At 73.0% G+C, this 17,753-nt stretch carries 17 protein-coding genes; 9 read left to right on the top strand and 8 right to left on the bottom strand.

The window, feature by feature from the left end; all coding sequences use genetic code 11:
* Positions 1-27: 27 nt before the first annotated feature.
* Positions 28-624 carry a hypothetical protein gene (locus ACIBBF_RS00900; RefSeq protein WP_397409524.1) on the top strand — a complete coding sequence of 199 codons (597 nt, stop codon included), beginning with the start codon at positions 28-30 and terminating at the stop codon, positions 622-624.
* A 15-nt stretch (positions 625-639) separates the two neighbouring features.
* On the opposite strand, the gene ACIBBF_RS00895 is transcribed toward ACIBBF_RS00900, so the two are convergent.
* Together ACIBBF_RS00895 and ACIBBF_RS00890 are read right to left on the bottom strand one after the other, a co-directional pair.
* Positions 640-969, bottom strand: a complete 330-nt coding sequence (locus tag ACIBBF_RS00895; protein ID WP_397409522.1) for a nuclear transport factor 2 family protein — start codon at positions 967-969, stop codon at positions 640-642.
* A 129-nt stretch (positions 970-1,098) separates the two neighbouring features.
* Entirely contained in the window at positions 1,099-1,614 is a 516-nt protein-coding gene (locus ACIBBF_RS00890; RefSeq protein ID WP_397409520.1) for a GNAT family N-acetyltransferase, read from the bottom strand.
* Between the two features lie 495 nt (positions 1,615-2,109).
* Here ACIBBF_RS00890 and cysK point away from each other — a divergent pair, with 495 nt between their 5' ends.
* The 4 genes from cysK (at position 2,110) to ACIBBF_RS00870 (ending at position 5,116) form a co-directional block, all read left to right on the top strand.
* A complete protein-coding gene (cysK, locus tag ACIBBF_RS00885) occupies positions 2,110-3,045 on the top strand; it encodes a cysteine synthase A (protein ID WP_397409518.1) in 936 nt (311 codons plus the stop codon).
* The gene (epsC, locus tag ACIBBF_RS00880) at positions 3,045-3,641 is read left to right on the top strand and encodes a serine O-acetyltransferase EpsC (RefSeq protein ID WP_397409516.1); all 597 of its coding nucleotides are present in this window, start codon (positions 3,045-3,047) and stop codon (positions 3,639-3,641) included. The genes cysK and epsC overlap by 1 nt, the downstream gene beginning before the upstream one ends.
* Positions 3,642-3,734: 93 nt before the next feature.
* A complete protein-coding gene (locus tag ACIBBF_RS00875) occupies positions 3,735-4,088 on the top strand; it encodes a GntR family transcriptional regulator (protein ID WP_397409514.1) in 354 nt (117 codons plus the stop codon).
* The gene (locus ACIBBF_RS00870; RefSeq protein ID WP_397409512.1) at positions 4,085-5,116 is read left to right on the top strand and encodes a DUF1648 domain-containing protein; all 1,032 of its coding nucleotides are present in this window, start codon (positions 4,085-4,087) and stop codon (positions 5,114-5,116) included. Before ACIBBF_RS00875 ends, ACIBBF_RS00870 begins: the two co-directional genes overlap by 4 nt.
* 50 nt (positions 5,117-5,166) lie before the next feature.
* Here ACIBBF_RS00870 and ACIBBF_RS00865 read toward each other — a convergent pair whose 3' ends face one another.
* Positions 5,167-5,559: an MmcQ/YjbR family DNA-binding protein gene (locus ACIBBF_RS00865; protein WP_397409510.1), complete on the bottom strand. Its 393-nt coding sequence runs from the start codon at positions 5,557-5,559 to the stop codon at positions 5,167-5,169.
* A gap of 99 nt (positions 5,560-5,658) precedes the next feature.
* Between ACIBBF_RS00865 and ACIBBF_RS00860 the strand changes: the two genes are divergently transcribed.
* Positions 5,659-6,771 carry an LLM class F420-dependent oxidoreductase gene (locus ACIBBF_RS00860; RefSeq protein WP_397409508.1) on the top strand — a complete coding sequence of 371 codons (1,113 nt, stop codon included), beginning with the start codon at positions 5,659-5,661 and terminating at the stop codon, positions 6,769-6,771.
* A gap of 65 nt (positions 6,772-6,836) precedes the next feature.
* Here the strand turns inward: ACIBBF_RS00860 and ACIBBF_RS00855 are convergent, their stop codons facing one another.
* Together ACIBBF_RS00855 and ACIBBF_RS00850 are read right to left on the bottom strand one after the other, a co-directional pair.
* Positions 6,837-8,438 carry a bifunctional metallophosphatase/5'-nucleotidase gene (locus ACIBBF_RS00855; protein WP_397409506.1) on the bottom strand — a complete coding sequence of 534 codons (1,602 nt, stop codon included), beginning with the start codon at positions 8,436-8,438 and terminating at the stop codon, positions 6,837-6,839.
* 166 nt (positions 8,439-8,604) lie between these two features.
* On the bottom strand, positions 8,605-9,012 hold the full coding sequence (locus ACIBBF_RS00850; protein WP_397409504.1) for an MGMT family protein: 408 nt from the start codon (positions 9,010-9,012) through the stop codon (positions 8,605-8,607).
* A 75-nt stretch (positions 9,013-9,087) separates the two neighbouring features.
* On the opposite strand from ACIBBF_RS00850, the gene eis reads away from it, so the two are divergent.
* Positions 9,088-10,404: an enhanced intracellular survival protein Eis gene (gene eis / locus ACIBBF_RS00845; protein WP_397409502.1), complete on the top strand. Its 1,317-nt coding sequence runs from the start codon at positions 9,088-9,090 to the stop codon at positions 10,402-10,404.
* Complete coding sequence (locus ACIBBF_RS00840; protein ID WP_397409501.1) at positions 10,404-11,384, top strand: phosphotransferase; 981 nt, start codon at positions 10,404-10,406, stop codon at positions 11,382-11,384. The genes eis and ACIBBF_RS00840 overlap by 1 nt, the downstream gene beginning before the upstream one ends.
* Here ACIBBF_RS00840 and ACIBBF_RS00835 read toward each other — a convergent pair.
* Together ACIBBF_RS00835 and ACIBBF_RS00830 are read right to left on the bottom strand one after the other, a co-directional pair.
* Entirely contained in the window at positions 11,375-12,400 is a 1,026-nt protein-coding gene (locus tag ACIBBF_RS00835; protein WP_397409499.1) for an Fpg/Nei family DNA glycosylase, read from the bottom strand. The two genes, ACIBBF_RS00840 and ACIBBF_RS00835, sit on opposite strands and share 10 nt — an antisense overlap.
* Entirely contained in the window at positions 12,393-12,845 is a 453-nt protein-coding gene (locus ACIBBF_RS00830) for a ribose-5-phosphate isomerase (RefSeq protein ID WP_397409497.1), read from the bottom strand. Before ACIBBF_RS00830 ends, ACIBBF_RS00835 begins: the two co-directional genes overlap by 8 nt.
* Before the next feature lie 49 nt (positions 12,846-12,894).
* Here ACIBBF_RS00830 and ACIBBF_RS00825 point away from each other — a divergent pair, with 49 nt between their 5' ends.
* Positions 12,895-14,916 (top strand): M13 family metallopeptidase, encoded by a 2,022-nt coding sequence (locus ACIBBF_RS00825; protein WP_397409495.1) that lies wholly within the window; start codon positions 12,895-12,897, stop codon positions 14,914-14,916.
* A 163-nt stretch (positions 14,917-15,079) separates the two neighbouring features.
* Here ACIBBF_RS00825 and pepN read toward each other — a convergent pair whose 3' ends face one another.
* Entirely contained in the window at positions 15,080-17,632 is a 2,553-nt protein-coding gene (gene pepN / locus ACIBBF_RS00820; protein ID WP_397409493.1) for an aminopeptidase N, read from the bottom strand.
* Positions 17,633-17,753 lie beyond the last annotated feature (121 nt).

The raw sequence follows: 17,753 nt of genomic DNA, 5'->3' as shown, positions 1-17,753 counted from the left end.
ACGGATCGATGGGGTCGAATAGGGGCCATGACACAGAGCGCGCCCGCCCGTCCCCACCGTCGCTGGATCATCGTCACCGTCTCGGTGGTGGGCGTGCTGGCGGTGCTCGGCGTCGTGGGCGAGCTGGCGCTGCGCGCCACGATCGACGACCGGATCGCGGCCTCGACCGCCGACCTGCCGGAGGGTGTCACGGTGACGCGGGACGACACCCCCGCCCTCTGGCAGGTCGCGACCGGGCAGGCCACCCTGCTGGTCGACGTCGCGCCCGAGGCCCTCACGGACATGGCACGGTCGGCCACCGAGCTGCCGGAGCTCCGGGTCGCGGCCGAGTCCGGGGCGCTGGTGGCGCAGGTGCCGCTGCCGATCTCGGGCACCACACGGACCGTGGACCTCCTGCTCGACGTGTCCGCCGAGGGCGGTCAGGCGGTGGTCCGCGCGGACACCGTCCGGTTCGCCGGGCTCAGCCTGCCCGTGGCCGCCGTCGCCGAGCAGCTCGGCAGCGCCGAGCTCGACCGGCTCGTCGAGGGTGTCGCTTTCCCGGAGGACGGGAACCAGCTGGCGATCTCGTCGGCGCGGGCCACCGAGCACGGGCTGGAGCTCGCGGCAGAGGTGGCGATGTGGTGAGCCGCTCCGGGTGCGTCAGCTCAGGACCAGGCTCGCGATCTTCCCGTCGCGCAGCGTGAACTTGAACGGCCCCGTCCCGTTGAACCGGTTGCTCTGCACGGTGATCGTGACGGTGTAGTCCCCGGGCTCCGCCCCGGGTTCCACCGCGACGGGCTCGAACTGACTCTTCATGCCGATGTTGTCGGTCTCGTTCCAGCTCCGGACGCCGTCCGGTCCATGGAACTCGCGGCCCCAGTCATTGAGGTACGCGTCGTCCGTGAACGTCGCGACGAACCGCTCGGTGTCGCCGGCATTGGTGGCGTCGACGAACTCCTGGACGACGGCGGGCAGATCGATCACAGCCATGAGAGACCTCCGTGTGCTCGGTCGCGGGCACCCGTGGGCGGGCGCTCGGTCGGTACGACCATAGGCAGACCCCCGGCGGGCCAGCCAGGCACCGGCGATCCCTCCCTCGCCCGGGAGGGTGGCGCGCACCTACGACGTCGGCCCGAGCACCAGCTCGTAGAACCGCCAGAGGTGCTGGAGCTCCGCCGGGATCTCCGACCCGGCGTAGGGCGGGCGCTCGACGAAGCCGCGCGACTCGTAGAGCCGGTGGGCCTCGCGCATGAACCGGTTGCTGTCCAGCCGGACCACGGGCGCGTGCAGGTCGTCCCGGGACAGCTCCAGCAGCCGGTCGAGCAGCTCCGAGCCCAGCCCGGTACCGCGCTGGGCGGGGCGCACGTACATCCGCTTGATCTCGGTCGCGCCGTCGTCCTGCACGCGCAGCGCCGCGACCCCGGCGGGCACGTCGTCGACCTCGGCCAGCAGGAGGAGGCCCGACGGCCGGCGGAACTTCTCCAGGGCGTCGGCGGAGTGCTCCGCACCGCGGCCCATCGCGAAGCCGTACGCCCGCTCGAACCCGGCGAGCGCCTCCGTCATGTACTCGGTCATGAGGTCGAGCACCACGCCGTCGTCGACGGCGGACGCCTCACGGACCCTGGGCCGGCTCACCCGCACCTCCCTCTCCCGACGCCGTCCGCGCCGTGCGAGGCATCGCCGGGACCGAGGCTACGCCGCGGCGTGAAATATCGAGATGATCGATACCTGAGACAGATCTTGTCTCAGAGTCCTGGCCCACGTAACCTGCTTCAGGCGAGCCCGGCGCCCGCCATGGATCATGCAGCCGAGCGGCCAGCGGGCCGCCACACGCAGGGAGGACGTCTTGAGCACCGTGCGCTCCGCACTCCCCACCGCCGCCCCCACCGTCGCCCCGGCCGCCGGCCGGGCGTGCGAGACCGGCCGCTGCCCCCGAGGCTGTCTGTAGAGCGTCCGCGCGACCGTCCCCGGCCTGTTCGGCCGCGGACCCGGTCCCGCGCGTGACGCTCCGGCCCCGCACCCCGCTCCAGACGCACCACGCCGGCCCCGAGGCACGCACCTGCACGACCCGGACGCCGACGGCGCACGATCCCAAGCCAGCCCCACCCGCCACACAGCGAAGGAAGAACAATGGCCCGCATCTACGACGACGCGACCAAGCTCATCGGCAGCACGCCCCTCGTCAAGCTCAACCGCCTCACCGACGGCCTCGAGGCGACGGTTCTCGCCAAGCTCGAGTTCTACAACCCGGCCAACTCGGTGAAGGACCGCATCGGCGTCTCGATCATCGACGCGGCCGAGGCCTCGGGCGAGCTCAAGGAGGGCGGCACCATCGTCGAGGGCACCTCGGGCAACACGGGCATCGCCCTGGCCTGGGTGGGCGCGGCCCGCGGCTACAAGGTGGTCCTGGCCATGCCGGAGACCATGTCCAAGGAGCGCCGCGCGCTGCTGCGGGCGTACGGCGCCGAGCTGGTGCTCACGCCGGGCTCGGAGGGCATGAAGGGCGCCGTGGCGGCGGCCGAGAAGATTGCGCAGGAGCGCCCCGGCGCCGTGCTGGCCCGCCAGTTCGCCAACGAGGCCAACCCGAAGATCCACCGCGAGACCACCGCCGAGGAGATCTGGGCGGACACCGACGGCGCTGTCGACATCGTGGTGTCCGGCATCGGTACCGGCGGCACCATCACCGGCGTCGGCCAGGTGCTCAAGGAGAAGAAGCCCGAGGTCAAGGTCGTCGCGGTCGAGCCCGAGGAGTCGCCGATCCTGAACGGAGGCGCCCCGGGCCCGCACAAGATCCAGGGCATCGGCGCCAACTTCGTGCCCGAGATCCTCGACACCACGGTGTACGACGAGGTCATCGACGTGAACGTCGGCACGGCCATCGAGTTCGCCCGCCGGGCTGCCCAGGAGGAGGGCCTGCTGGTCGGCATCTCGTCGGGCGCCGCGCTGTCCGCGGCGCTGGAGGTCGCGAAGCGTCCGGAGAACGCGGGCAAGACGATCGTCGTCATCGTCCCCGACTTCGGCGAGCGCTACCTGTCCACCCCGCTGTTCGAGGGTCTGGTCGACTGATGACGGGGGCACGCGGGCTGTTCCAGGTTCTCGCCGAGGACCTGGACGCCGCGCGCGCCCACGACCCGGCCGCCCGGTCCCGCCTGGAGGTGGCCCTCGCCTACCCCGGCGTGCACGCCCTCTGGGCGCACCGGGCGGCGCACCGGCTGTGGCAGGCACCGGCGCTCCGCCTGCCCGCGCGGCTGCTCTCGCAGCTCGCGCGGGCGCTCACCGGCGTGGAGATCCATCCCGCCGCACGGATCGGCCGCCGGCTGTTCATCGACCACGGCATGGGCGTCGTCATCGGCGAGACCACGGTCGTGGGCGACGACGTCATGCTGTACCACGGCGTGACGCTGGGCGGCCGGTCGCTCAACCGGGGCAAGCGCCACCCGACCCTCGGTGACCGCGTGACCGTGGGCGCCGGCGCCAAGGTGCTGGGCCCGGTCTGGGTCGGGGACGACGCGCAGATCGGCGCCAACGCGGTCGTGGTGAAGGACGTGCCCGCGGGCGCGGTCGCCGTCGGGATCCCCGCCCGGATCCGGGTGCCGGAGGCGCCGGTCGCGGAGCGGTCGCGCAACGAGGACCCGTCGGAGCTGATCGAGTACATCATCTGAGCCCGGGTCGCACCGGGTGGAGGGCCGGCTGTCGCCGGCCCTCTTGTTCTCGGCCCTTGTTCTAGTTGCCGTAGATCAAGTAGAGTATCCCCCATGATGTTCCGCATCGATCCCGCGAGCGACGAGCCGCTCTTCGAGCAGCTCGTCGCCCAGGTGCGGGTCGGTGTCGCCAAGGGAGACCTCGTGCACGGCGAGCGCCTCCCGGCGGCACGTGAGCTCGCGCAGGCGCTCGACATCAACGTGCACACGGTCCTGAAGGCCTACCAGGTGCTGCGTGACGAGGGCCTGATCGACCTGCGCCGCGGCCGGGGTGCCGTCGTGACAGGTCGCGCGCAGGCCGACCTGTCGGCGGTCGAGCGCGCCATGGCCGAGCTGATCCGCGCCGCCCGGGCGGCGCACCTCTCCCCCGATGCCACGGCCACCCTCGTCAAGGAGGCGATGAGATGACCACCGGAATCCTGCTGCACCAGCGGTTCGGGCACAGCCGACGCGGCCAGGTCGCGATCAGCGCGCTGTGCGGGCTGTCCCTGCTCGGCGTGGCGGCGGGCCTGGCCCTGTCCTGGCGGGACAGCCTCCCCGACCCGGTCGCGACCCACTGGTCGTCCGGCGACGGGCCGGACGGCTTCATGCCGGTCGGCAGCTTCGTCGGGGTGCTCGTCGCGGCGGGCGCGGTGTGCGTGGCCCTGTTCTCGGCGATGGGGGTCTTCTGGGGACGAGGCGAGAGCACCCGGCGCCTGTCCGCGGCGATGAACGTGTGGATCGGCGGGTTCATCGGCACCATCCTGGTGGGCAGCCTGTGGGTGCAGCGTGGTCTGTCCGACGCGGCGGAGGCATGGAGCCCGGGCTGGCTCGTCGCAGCCGCGGCGCTCGGGCCCACCGTGCTCGCCGTGATCGCGGCGATGCTCGTGCCGGGCGACCCGCCCGCCCCGGCAACCGGACCGGTCGACGGCGGGGCCGCGCGGACGCCCCTCGGCCCCGGTGAACGCGCCGCCTGGATCGGCCGGGCCACGACACCCAGGGGCGCCCTGGCGGTCGAGATCGGCATCGCCCTGGCCGCCACGGCCGCCGCCGTGCTGACGCAGCTCTGGGCGATGCTGGTGGTGCCGCTGCTGCTCACCCTGCTCGTGCTGGCGATGCTCTCGTTCACCGTGCGGGTCGACGGCGCAGGCCTGACCGTGCGCTCGACCCTCGGCTGGCCACGTACCCGGATCCCGGCGAACGAGGTCGTGCTCGCCTCGGCGACGACCGTCAGCCCGATGCGCGACTACGGCGGCTGGGGCTGGCGCGTCGCGCTCGACGGCTCGGGTCGCACCGGGGTGGTGCTGCGCCGCGGCGAGGCCCTGCAGGTGGACCGGACCGCCGGGCGCGGGTTCGTCGTCACGGTGGACGGCGCCGCCCAGGCGGCCGCGCTGCTGAACACGATGGCGGAGCGGGCACGGGCGGAGCGGGGCACCGGCCCGGACGACGGCCGCTAGGCGCCCGGCCGGGTCGACCCGACCGCGTCGACCCGGCCGCGTCGACCCCGTCAGCGCAGCCGCTCGGCGTGGCGTTCCGCGAGCGCCGGCGGGGCCGTCGCGAGCCATGCGTCGACCAGGGCCTCGCGCAGCGCGGCCTCGCCGACGAGGTCGAGCTGGATCAGCAGGCCCGCGAAGCCGTCGAAGTGCTGGATCGTGAAGAAGCCCGGCCGCTCCTCGCCGAGGATCGCCTCCTTCTCGCCCAGGTCCTCGACCCGCACACCGAGGATCGGCCCCTCGGGTACGGGGTCGTCGCCGAACCGCCTGAGGTCGGCCTGGCTGAAGGGGCGTTCCCACGCGAACGCCTTGCGCCCGACGGACCAGACGCGGTGGCGGTAGCTCAGTCCCTCGACGGTCTCGGGCAGCGCGAGGGCGAGCCGGGCGACGTCGTCGTAGGTGGTCACCCGACCACCGTAACCACGGGCGTGCGGGACCGGTAGGGTGTGGGCAGTACCTGGGACGCGCCGTCCCGGGTAAGCCGTTCCCACGACGAGGTGAACCCCATGCGCATCGGATTCCAGACCGGTTACTGGTCCCGCAGGCCCCCGAAGGGTATTCAGCAGTTCATCGTGGCCGCCGACAAGCTCGGCCTCGACTCCGTCTGGACCGCTGAGGCCTACGGGTCCGACGCCTTCTCGCCGCTGGCCTGGTGGGGCGCGCGCACCCGGAACGTGCGGCTGGGCACGGGCATCGCCCAGCTCTCGGCCCGGACGCCGACGGCCACCGCCATGCAGGCGCTCACGATGGACCACCTGTCCAAGGGCCGGTTCGTGCTCGGGCTCGGCGCCTCCGGTCCGCAGGTCGTCGAGGGCTGGTACGGGCAGCCCTACAAGCGGCCGCTGGCCCGCACGCGGGAGTACGTCGACATCGTGCGGCAGGTCATGCGGCGCGAGGCACCCGTGACGCACGACGGCGCGTTCTACCAGCTTCCGCTGTCCGCCGAGGCACCGGGCGCGACCGGGCTGGGCAAGGCACTCAAGCCCACCGTCCACCCGTTCCGGCCCGAGATCCCGATCGTGCTGGCCGCCCAGGGCCCCAAGAACGTGGCCCTGGCCGCCGAGATCGCCGACGGCTGGATGGCCGGCTTCTACGCACCCCGCATGGACGCCGAGTTCCGGGCGCTGCTCGCGGAGGGCTTCGACGCCCGCTCGGCCGAACGTTCGCCGTCGGACCGGTTCGAGGTCTGTGCCACGGTGCCGGTCGTGGTGCGGGACGACGTCGAGGCGGCCGCCGACGTCATCCGCCCCCACATCGCCCTGTACGCGGGCGGCATGGGCGCCAAGGAGGCGAACTTCCACAAGCAGTCGCTCGACCGGCTCGGGTACGCCGAGCCGCTGGACAAGGTGCAGGAGCTGTACCTGGCCGGGCGCAAGGAGGAGGCCGCCGCGGCCGTGCCGACGCAGCTCGTGGAGGAGATCGCGCTGGTCGGGCCGATCGACAAGATCCGCCGCGAGCTGCCGACATGGGAGTCGACCGCGATCACGACCCTGCTCGTGCAGGGCGACCCGGCCTCGATGCTGGCCCTGCTGGCCGCCGCCCAGGACCGCTCGCTCGCGGGCCGCGCCCGCTCGACGGCAGGCACGGTCCTGGCCCGCCTCGCCCCCTCGAAAGCCTGATCGTCGAGTGCTGGATATTCGCCCTCTTCCGTGTGCCAGAAGGGCGGATATGCAGCACTCAACGGCTACGGGAGCACGGTGATGCGGCCTTCCGGCTCGATGTCGATCGTGCTCAGGGTGCGCGCGTGGGCGGCGATCGTCTCCGCGTCCACCGGGGCGTCCGCGAGAGGGACCAGGATCTCGGCGTCTGCGAAGCCCGTGACGCCGTCACCGCCGCCGACCACGTAGTTGGTCGCCGCGACCGTGTAGGTGGCCGTCTCGTCCAGCGGGGCGCCGCCCACCCGGACGTCGCTCACCCGGGAGCCTGCCGGTGCGCTCGGGGAGTACGCGTACGCCATGCCGGAGACCTGCGGGAAGCCGCCGCCCGCGTCCTGCACCCGGGACACCGCGTCCTCCAGCGAGCGCAGCAGGCCCGCCCCCGTGACCCGCACGTGCATGACCCGGTTGGCGAACGGCGCGATCGAGTACGCGTCCCGCAGCGTGAAGTCCGGGCCCGGTGCCTCGGCGCGCAGGCCGCCGCCGTTGACCCAGCCGATGTCCGCGCCGTGCTGCGCGCGGAACCCGTCCGCGACGAAGTCACCGAGCGCCGTCTCCTGCGACCGGCTCTTCTGCTCGGGGTCCAGGAGCGGGGTACGGACCTCCGCCAGGACCTCCGAGAGCCGCTCGTCCATCTCGGCCGCGTACCGCTCCTCGACCTCGCGCAGCGCGGGGTCCGGTGTGACCGTGTGGTCCACCTCGATCACCGACGGCCGCACCTGGTAGCCCGGCCGGCGGTCCGTGCCGTGTTCCCGCCTGATGTCGAGCCGCACGAGCGACCCGATGTTGCCCTCGGACGCCATGAGCGGCACGTCGCCCTCGTACTCGATCACCGAGTCGTACTCGGCCATCTCCTCGCCGAACACGGCGTCCAGCGCGGGCACGGCCCGCACCAGCTCGCGGTTCTCGTCCATCGGGTACTGCGTGACCGCCGCGATCACGTCGGCCCGGGCGTGCGCCCGCAGGTCGGCGACGGCGGCCCGGGCGGCCTCGACCGGGTCCCTCTCCACGAGATCGGCGGCGGCCGTCGTCGTCTCGATGGCGTCGGTGAGCCCGATGAAGCCGACACGGACGGCGCCCACCCGCTGCACCGCCCACGTGCCGTGCTCCACGAAGGGGGTGCCGTCGGTGGTCGTCAGGTTGGACGTGATCCAGGGGAAGTCGGACGCCGCGACCAGGTCGCGCGCGTGGTCCACGCCGAAGTCGAAGTCGTGCTGGCCGAAGTTCGCCAGGTCCACGCCCACCTCGTTGAGCGCCTCCACCATGGGTACGCCCTGGTAGAGGCCGCCGAACAGCGTGCCCCCGGCCAGGTCTCCCCCGAAGACGACGGCCGTGGCCCGGTTCCGCTCCTCGACCGTGCGCACGGCCGTGGCCAGACGGGCGACGCCGCCGCGGTCCTGGCCCCCGGTCAGCACCGGGCCGATCTCGTGCGCGTCGTGGAAGTAGAGGAGGGTCGCGGCGGGCCGGGTGGGCCCGGCGGCACGCTCCGTGGGCACCGCCGGAGCGGACGACGGCGGAGCGGACGACGGCGGTGTGGGCGCGCCGGCGGCGGTGAGCCCCGGGCCCACCAGCCCCGCCGTGAGGGCCAGCGCGCTGACGAGCCCTGCTGCACCTGCGAGGGAGCGATGCATGGTGGTACCTCCGACGGCGATCGAGCGGACACGTTCGGCTCGGCACGCTAGCCCGCGGCCATGAACGGCGCGGCGCCCGGGTGTGAACTGCGGGTGTCCCACGCCCAGCGGGTGCCGGGCACCGCGCCGCACGGCGACGTCGCCAGGCCCGGCCGCGCCGCCAGGCCTACGAGGCGCCCTCGCCCGCCGGCGCGTCGTCCTCGGGGAACCAGACCGCTCGCCGGAGGTTCACGCGGCGGCCGTCCTTGGACAGCGGGCAGCCCTCCGCCCGGAGCGCGTCCAGCGCGTCGGTCAGGTGGTGCTGCGGCGGCGAGCCCGCGGCGTTGACGACCCGCCACCAGGGCACACGGTCGCCGTCGTCCTCCTCGGGACCGTCCGGCACCAGGTGCGCGTACCGGTCCCCCGAACCGGCCATGACGCTGCCGACCTGGCGCGGACCGCCCCGGCCGAGCCGCTCGCCGACGATCTCGGCGATCAGCCCGTAGGTCATCGCGCGGCCGGACGGGATGCGGCGGACGACGTCGAGCACCGCGGCGGCGTACTCCTCGACGTCGGTGAGCTGGGATGCGGTCACGGAGGCGATCGTAGACGCGCACACCGACACCGTCCGGCCGGATTTCCGCTTGCCCGCGGGTGCGACGATCGGGTCATGGCACTTCCCCGGACCGCCCTGCCCGCGGGGTACCGCTGGCGCACGCTGACCCCCGACGACCAGCGGCTCGTGACCGAGCTGGACACCTGGGCCTTCCCGACGGGCCACGCCCACGACGACATCGACGCGGCACCGTCCCCGCTGACCTGGGAGCGGGCCGTCGCGATCGAGGCGGAGGGAAGCGACGGCCTCGTCGCGATGCACGCGTCGTACCCGTTCGCGCAGTTCCCCGTACCCGGTGCGGAGCTGCCCACGGCAGGCCTCACCTGGGTGGGCGTGCATCCGCAGCACCGGCGCCGTGGCCTGCTGACCGCGATGATCGACCTGCACCTGGCGCGCTGCGCCGAACGCGGCGAGGCGGTCAGCGCCCTGTTCGCCGCCGAGGCCCCGATCTACGGCCGGTTCGGCTACGGCCACGCGGCCGACGACCTCCGCCTCGACATCCCGCGCGGGGCCGCCCTGCGTGACGTGCCCGGTGCGGAGCGGCACACGGTCCGGGTCGAGGTGGCGTCCCGCGAGCGGCACGGTGCGCTCGTCGACCGTCTGCACCGCGCGGCGGGCGCCGCACCCGCGGGCGAACCAGGGCTCAACCGGCCCGGCTGGGTCACGCGCGAGACCGAGGAGCTGCAGGCTGTCCTCTGGGACGACGCCCCCGTGCACCGCGGTGGCCGGGAGTCCCGTCGCATCATGGTCGTCGAGCTCGACGACGAGCCGCGCGGCTACGTGACGTTCCGCCGCACCCTCACCTGGGAGCCCACCGGCCCGCGCGGTCAGGTCAGCACCGGCGAGGTGGTGGCCCTCGACGCGGCGTCGGCCCGTGCCCTGTGGGGTGCTCTGCTCGACCTCGACCTGACGAACGAGGTGAGCCCGTTCGTGCTGCCGGTCGACGACGTGGTGACACAGCTCCTGGTCAACCTGCGGGCGGCTGCTCCGCGCACGCCGGACAACCTGTGGGTCCGGCTGGTCGACGTCCCGGCAGCCCTGGCGGGACGACGGTACGCCGCCGACGTCGACGTCACGCTCGCCGTCACCGACGCCCGCCTGCCCGCGAACGCCGGGGTGTACCGGCTGCGGGCGGAGGCGTTCGGCCCGGCGTCGGTGGAGCGCGTGGACCCGGAGTTCGAGACGCCCGAGCTGTCGCTGGACGTGCGGGAGCTCGGTGCCGCCTACCTGGGCGGCACGTCGCTCGCGACGCTGGCCGCTGCCGGGCTGGTCACCGTGCACCCGCGCCCCGGGCAGAGGCCGGGCGTGCTGGCGCGGGCGAGCGCGGCCTTCGGCTGGCCGGTCGCCCCGGGTTCGTCGTGGGTCTTCTGATGCCTGCGTTCTCCACCGTGGTCACCGGTGAGGTCTGGCACGCCGAGGCCCGCGCATGGCTGACCGACATGGTGGCGGGGCTGGGGTACGAGGTCACGTCGGTCGCGCAGCCGCGCGTCCGGCCGTGGTCGACACAGCTCGTCGTGGAGACCACCGGCGGCCGGCTCTGGTTCAAGGCGGGCTGCGCGGCCATGCGGTTCGAGCCCGGGCTCCTGTCGCTCCTGGCACGCGTGGTGCCACAGGAGGTGGACGCGCCGGTCGCCGTCGTGCAGGAGCGGGGCTGGATGCTCACCGCCGACCGCGGCACCACCCTCGCCGACACGCACGAACCCCGCCCGGACGACTGGGCCTCGGTGCTGCGGACCTGGGCCCGGCTCCAGCGGGCCGTCGCGGATCGCGGCGACGAGATGCGGGACACCGGCCTGCCTGACCGCTCGCCACAGGGCACGGTGGACCGGTTCGACGCGATGCTGGACCGCCTCACCACCCTCCCGCCCGGCCACCCCGCCCGGCTCGCGGACGAGGTCGCGAAGGACCTGCACGATGCACGACCTATCGTGGAACGGGCCGCCCATACTCTGGCCGCGGGTCCGTTCCCGACGACGCTGCAGCACGGCGACCTGCACCCCGGCAACGTCTTCGCGGTCGACGGGACGCTCCGCGTCTTCGACTTCGGCGACGCCCAGTGGGCCCACCCGCTCGAGGCCCTCATGGTGCCGCGCGCAGTGGTGGAGCACGGCGGCCGGGTGCCGTGGGCGACCCTCCAGGCCGCGTACCTGGCGGAGTGGGACGTGCCGACCGACGACGGCGCGCTCGACGAGATGCTGCGGGCGGCCGCGGTGACCCACGCGGTCAACCGGTCGTCGTCCTGGTGGGACGCTCTCGACGAGGCGTCCGACGCCGAGTGGGACGACTGGGGCGAGGCCCCCGCACGCCACCTCGCCCGGGTGCTCGACGAGGTGGCGCCAGGTCAGGTCTGACAGGTGCCGCACCAGAACAGGTTGCGCCCCGCCAGCTCCTTGACCAGCACCGGCGACCCGCAGACCCGGCAGGGCAGGCCGTCGCGGTGGTAGACGTAGAACGCCTGGTCGGAGGGGACCGCGCCGGGTGCCCCGTCGGTGTTCTGGCGGGTCCGGGCGGGTCGTCCGCCGTCGGAGGGTTCCGGGAGCCCCCGGTCCTCCGGCCGTGTGGTGACGATGGCGCCGTGGTCGGCGCCGTCACGCATGAGCACCACCAGGTCGTCCCAGATGGCCCGGACCGACGCCGCGGGGACGTCGCGGCCGGGGCGCAGCGGGTCGACACCGGCGCGGAACAGCGCCTCGGCGCGGTAGATGTTGCCCACGCCGGCGACCACCGCCTGGTCCATGAGCTGCTGGCCGATCGTCACCCGGGACCGGCCCACGGCGGCGACGAAGGCCTCGGCGTCGCCGTCGTCCCGGATCGGGTCCGGGCCCAGCCGTGCCTCGACCGCCCGCTTCTCCTCGGCGGTGATCACCTCGCACGCCGTCGGGCCCGTGAGGTCGGCGACGGCGTGCCAGCCGAGCAGGCGCACGCGCACCTGTCCCCGCGGCTCGGGCACCGCCCACGTGTCCGACGGGCGGAGCGCCCCGGCGGCCTGCGGGTCCGAGCTGCCGGCGGCCGGGAGCGAGTCCCGTTCGCCGATGCGGCGCCGGGGAGCGCCGATCGCGTGCGCCACCTCCGGCGCGTCCGGGGCACCGGCGAACGTCCACGCGCCGTACAGCCCGAGATGCGTGCGCAGCCACACCGTGTCGGGCCCCGGAGCCACCCCGGTGACCTGGACGTCCGGCGCGCCGGCGGGCACGAAGCCCAGGAAGAGCTGCTTGCCCCAGGCCTCGCTCGCCACCAGGCGACGACCGTCGAGCACGGCTGCGCCGTCGGCGAACCGGCCCTGCGGACTGCTCACGTGCAGGACCTGCCCGGCGAACAGCGACGTGAACGTCCGCGCGAGGCGGTGGACGGTGTGTCCCTCAGGCACGCTTGCTCTCGTAGTCGGCGAGCTGGTCGATGCGGCGCTGGTGCCGCGCGTCGCCGCTGAACGGCTCGGCCACGAAGGCCTCGACGAACGACGTCGCCTCCTCCACGGTGTGCATGCGGCCGCCCACGGCGATCACGTTCGCGTCGTTGTGCTGCCGGCCCAGCTTCGCGGTCTCCAACGACCAGGCGAGCACCGCCCGGACACCGGTGACCTTGTTGGCCGCGATCTGCTCCCCGTTGCCCGAACCGCCGATCACGATGCCGAGCGAACCCGGCTCGGCGACGACGGCCTCACCGGCCGAGATGCAGAAGGAGGGGTAGTCGTCCTGGGGGTCGAGCTCGTGTGCCCCGTGGTCGACCACCTCGTGGCCGGCGGTGGTGAGGTGCTGCACCAGGTGCTGCTTGAGGTCGTACCCGGCGTGGTCGGCGGCGATGTGCAGGCGCATGCGCCTATCTTCCCCCATCCCGGGCGTGGGTGTTGCGTACGCTGGCGCAATGACCACCGACGCCACGGGCCTCACGTCGGGCATCGACCTCGACGCGCTCGACCCCGACACCCGACCGCAGGACGACCTGTACCGCCACGTCAACGGGCGGTGGATCGACTCGCACGAGATCCCCGCCGACCGCGCCATGGACGGCGCGTTCCGGGCCCTCTACGACCAGGCGGAGGTGCACGTCCGGGAGATCATCCAGGACGCTCCCGCCGGTTCCCTGATCGGGGACCTGTACGCGAGCTTCATGGACACCGGCCGCATCGCCGAGCTCGGCACCACGCCGCTGGACGAGGACCTCGCCCTGATCCGGGCGGCGCGTGACACCGCCGCCCTGACCACGGCGCTCGGCACGCTCCAGCGCACGGGTGGCACGGCGGGCGTGCGCTTCTGGGTCGACAACGACGCCACCGACCCCGAGAAGTACGTCGTCTACCTGCGGCAGTCCGGCCTCGGCCTGCCCGACGAGGCGTACTACCGCGAGGAGCAGTACGCCCCGATCCGCGCGAAGTACCTGCCGCACGTGGCCCGGATGCTCCGGTTCGGCGACGTCGAGCAGACGTGGGGCATCACGCCCGACGACGCCGCGGCGCGGGTCGTCGACCTGGAGAAGCGGCTCGCCGCCCACCACTGGGACGTGGTGCGCGACCGCGACGCGACCCTCACCTACAACCCGACGACGCTCGCCGACCTCGCCGCCTCGGCCCCCGGTTTCGACTGGGCGGCCTGGGCCGACGCGATGGGCGTCCCGGCGGGCGCGTTCGACCACCTCGTGGTGCGGGAGCCGAGCTACGCGACCGGGTTCGCCGCCCTGTGGCAGGAGATGTCGACGCTCGACTGGCAGCTCTGGATGACGTACCACGTGATCAGCGCCCGCGCCCCGTACCTCACCGACGAGATCGTCGAGGCCAACTTCGACTTCTACGGCCGCACGCTCACGGGCGCGCAGGAGGTGCGCGAGCGCTGGAAGCGTGGCGTGGCCCTCGTGGAGGGTGCGCTCGGCGAGGTCGTGGGCGAGGAGTACGTGGCGCGGCACTTCCCGCCGTCGCACAAGGCGCGGATGGACCGCCTGGTGGAGGCCCTGGTGGCCGCCTACCGCGAGTCCATCGAGGGCCTCGACTGGATGACCGACGAGACCAAGGCGAAGGCCCTGGCCAAGCTGGAGAAGTTCACGCCCAAGGTGGGCTACCCCGTGAAGTGGCGCGACTACTCGGGCCTCGAGGTGGACGCGGCCGACCTCGTGGGCAACGTGCGCCGGTCCAACGCGTTCGACCAGGACTACGAGCTCGCCAAGATCGGCCGGCCGCTGGACCGTGACGAGTGGTTCATGACGCCGCAGACGGTCAACGCCTACTACAACCCGGGCATGAACGAGATCGTGTTCCCGGCGGCGATCCTGCAGCCGCCGTTCTTCGACCCCGACGCCGACGACGCGGTGAACTTCGGCGGCATCGGCGGTGTCATCGGGCACGAGATCGGCCACGGGTTCGACGACCAGGGCTCCAAGTACGACGGCGACGGCCGCCTGGAGGACTGGTGGACGGACACCGACCGCACCGAGTTCGAGAAGCGCACGAGCGCGCTCATCGCCCAGTACGACCAGTTCCGGCCCGCTCAGCTCGCGGCGTCCGCCGCCGGGCAGGACGACGCGGAGGGTGCGGAGGGCGCGGTCGACGCGCACGTCAACGGCAGCCTGACGATCGGTGAGAACATCGGCGACCTCGGCGGGCTCTCGATCGCGATCAAGGCCTACCGGATCGCGCTCGGCAAGCCGCTGGACGAGGCCCCGGTCGTGGACGGGCTGTCCGCCCTGGAGCGGATCTTCCTCGGCTGGGCGCAGGTCTGGCAGTCCAAGGGCCGCGACGAGGAGGTGCTCCGCCGCCTCGCGACGGACCCGCACTCCCCCAACGAGTTCCGCTGCAACGGCGTGGTGCGCAACGTCGACGAGTTCTACGCGACGTACGACGTGACCCCGGGCGACGCCCTCTACCTGGCTCCGGAGGACCGCGTCCGCATCTGGTGACCGACGCCGCAGGAACGCGGTCGGCCGAGTGAGCGGGTGCCTCGCACAGGTGGGTTGCTCCGAGTAGACATTGTCTACCTGGAGCAACCCACCTGCGCGAGACCACCTTCCCGGAGGGGCGCTCGCTCACCGAGCAGAAGGTCCGTCGCGGCCGTGCGCCGGGTCAGGCGTCCGCAGCCTGGGCCGTCAGCGCGCGTTCCGTGCCCGCCAGGGCCTCCACGACCAGGCGGCGCAGCGCCGGGGCGGCGTCCGCGTTGGTCTCGAGCCAGGCCGCCGTCGCGTCGCGGAGCTCCGCCGACGCCAGCGGTGCCGGGTAGAAGCCCTCGATGATCTCCTCGGCGATGTGGTAGCTGCGCTCGTCCCACACCTTCAGCACGGCGTCCAGGTACGGCCGCACGACGTCGGCCAGCGTGGCCGGGTCGTTGACGTGCACGAAGCCGAGCCCGGTGTTCCGGATGATGGCGTTCGGCACGTCGGCGGCGTCCACCACCGAGGACAGCGCGGCCAGCTTGCCCTCGACCGTCGGCTTGGCCGCGCGCGTGCGGGCGGCCGCCTGGCGGCCCGTCGCGGTGTTGTCGGCCGCGAGCATGTCGTCGATCTCCTGGTCGCCCGCGGCTCCGTTGAGCACCAGGCCCTCCAGGAGCTCCCAGCGCAGGTCGGTGTCGAGGGTCAGGCCGTCGAGCGTCACGGAGCCGTCCAGCAGCCCGGACAGCGTGGCCACGTGCGCCGGGGTCGAAGCCACGTGCGCGAAGAACTTCACGAGCTGGAACTGCGTGTCCGAGCCGGCCGCGGCGTCGCCCACCAGGGACCAGAGCGTGTCGCCCACCACGGCGATGGTGGCCGAACGCGCCGACGGCGCCACGTACTGCTTGGCCGCCAGCACCATCTGGTTGAGCGTGGTGCGCAGCGTGGTCGACTCGGTCTCGCGGGCGATGCCCCCGAGCACGAGGCGCACGTACCGGGAGGCCGGGACCTCGCCGTCGCGCACCGCGTCCCAGACCGAGCCCCACACCAGGGAGCGCGCCAGCGGGTCGGCGATGTCGGCCAGGTGGTCCAGCGCGACACCCAGCGAGTCGGCGTCGAGGCGGATCTTCGCGTACGCGAGGTCCTCGTCGTTGAGCAGCACCAGCGCCGGGCGGTCGAGCTCGACGAGCTCCTTCACGTCCGTGCGCGGCCCGTCGACGTCGACCTCGACGAAGCGGGTGCGCACCAGCTCGCCGGCGTCGGACAGGCTGTAGAAGCCGATGCCGAGACGGTGCGGGCGGAGGGTGGGCCACTCGGCGGGCGCCGTCTGCTCCACGACGAACGACATGATGCGGCCGTGGCTGTCCGTCTCGATGACCGGGCGCAGCGTGTTGACGCCGGCCGTCTCGAGCCAGAGCTTGGACCAGGCCTTGAGGTCACGACCGCTGGTGGCCTCGAGCTCGGTGAGCAGGTCGGGCAGCTCGGTGTTGCCCCACGCGTGCTTGCCGAAGTAGGCGGACACGCCCGCGATGAACGCGTCCCGGCCCACCCAGGCCACGAGCTGCTTGAGCACCGAGGCGCCCTTGGCGTACGTGATGCCGTCGAAGTTGACCTGGACGTCCTCCAGGTCCTTGATCTCGGCGACGATCGGGTGCGTGGAGGGGAGCTGGTCCTGCTTGTACGCCCACGACTTCTCCATCGCGGAGAACGTGGTCCAGGCCGCCTCGAACTCCGTGGCCTCGGCGGTGGCGAGCGTGGAGGCGTACTCGGCGAACGACTCGTTCAGCCAGAGGTCGTTCCACCACTTCATGGTGACCAGGTCGCCGAACCACATGTGCGCCAGCTCGTGCAGGATCGTCACCACGCGGCGCTCGCGCACGGCGTCGGTCACCTTCGAGCGGAACACGTACGACTCCGTGAACGTGACGCAGCCCGCGTTCTCCATGGCGCCCATGTTGTACTCGGGCACGAAGAGCTGGTCGTACTTGGTGAACGGGTACGGCACGCCGAACGTGGACTCGTAGAACTCGAAGCCCTGGCGCGTCTTCTCGAAGATGTACTCGGCGTCGAAGTGCTCCGACAGCGACTTGCGGCAGAACGCGCCCAGCGGGATCTCACGGCCGTCCGACGACGTCAGCGACGAGCGGACCACTGCGTACGGGCCCGCCACGAGCGCCGTGATGTAGGTGGAGATGCGGCCGGTGGGCTCGAACGTCCAGGTGGCGACGTCGCTGTCGGGGCCCGCAGCGACCGGCTCCGGCGTCGGCTCGTTGCTCACGACCTCCCACGCGGCGGGCGCGGTCACGGTGAACTGGAACGTGGCCTTGAGGTCGGGCTGCTCGAAGCAGGCGAACACGCGGCGCGCGTCGGGCACCTCGAACTGGGTGTAGAGGTACACCTCGCCGTCCACGGGGTCCACGAAGCGGTGCAGGCCCTCGCCCGTGTTGGTGTAGCCGCAGTCGGCCACCACCACGAGCTCGTTGTCGGCCGCCAGCCCGTCCAGCGCGATGCGGGAGTCCGCGAACACGACCGCCGGGTCCAGCTCGCGGCCGTTCAGCACCACGGACCGCACCGCCGGCGCGACCAGGTCGACGAAGGTGGACGCACCCTCGGTCGCGGTGAAGCGCACAGTCGTGGCGGACGCGAAGGTCTCGGGACCGGTGGTCAGGTCCAGCGCGATCTCGTACGACTCGACCGCTACGACGCCGGCGCGCTCGACCGCCTCGGCGCGGGTCAGGTTCTCTCCGGGCACAGGCCCTCCACGTCTGTCTTCTCGTGGGCGCCGGTCGGCGCCCCGCGCGTCCGAAAGACGCGCCTTTTCGGTTGGTGTGTCGTCCGGTCTGTGAACTACCTGCGACGACCCGTCGATCATG

This window comes from Promicromonospora sp. NPDC050880 (assembly GCF_044456525.1).
In the GTDB taxonomy this organism is placed as follows: Bacteria; Actinomycetota; Actinomycetes; order Actinomycetales; family Cellulomonadaceae; genus Promicromonospora.
This window is presented reverse-complemented; position numbering and strand designations above follow the sequence as displayed.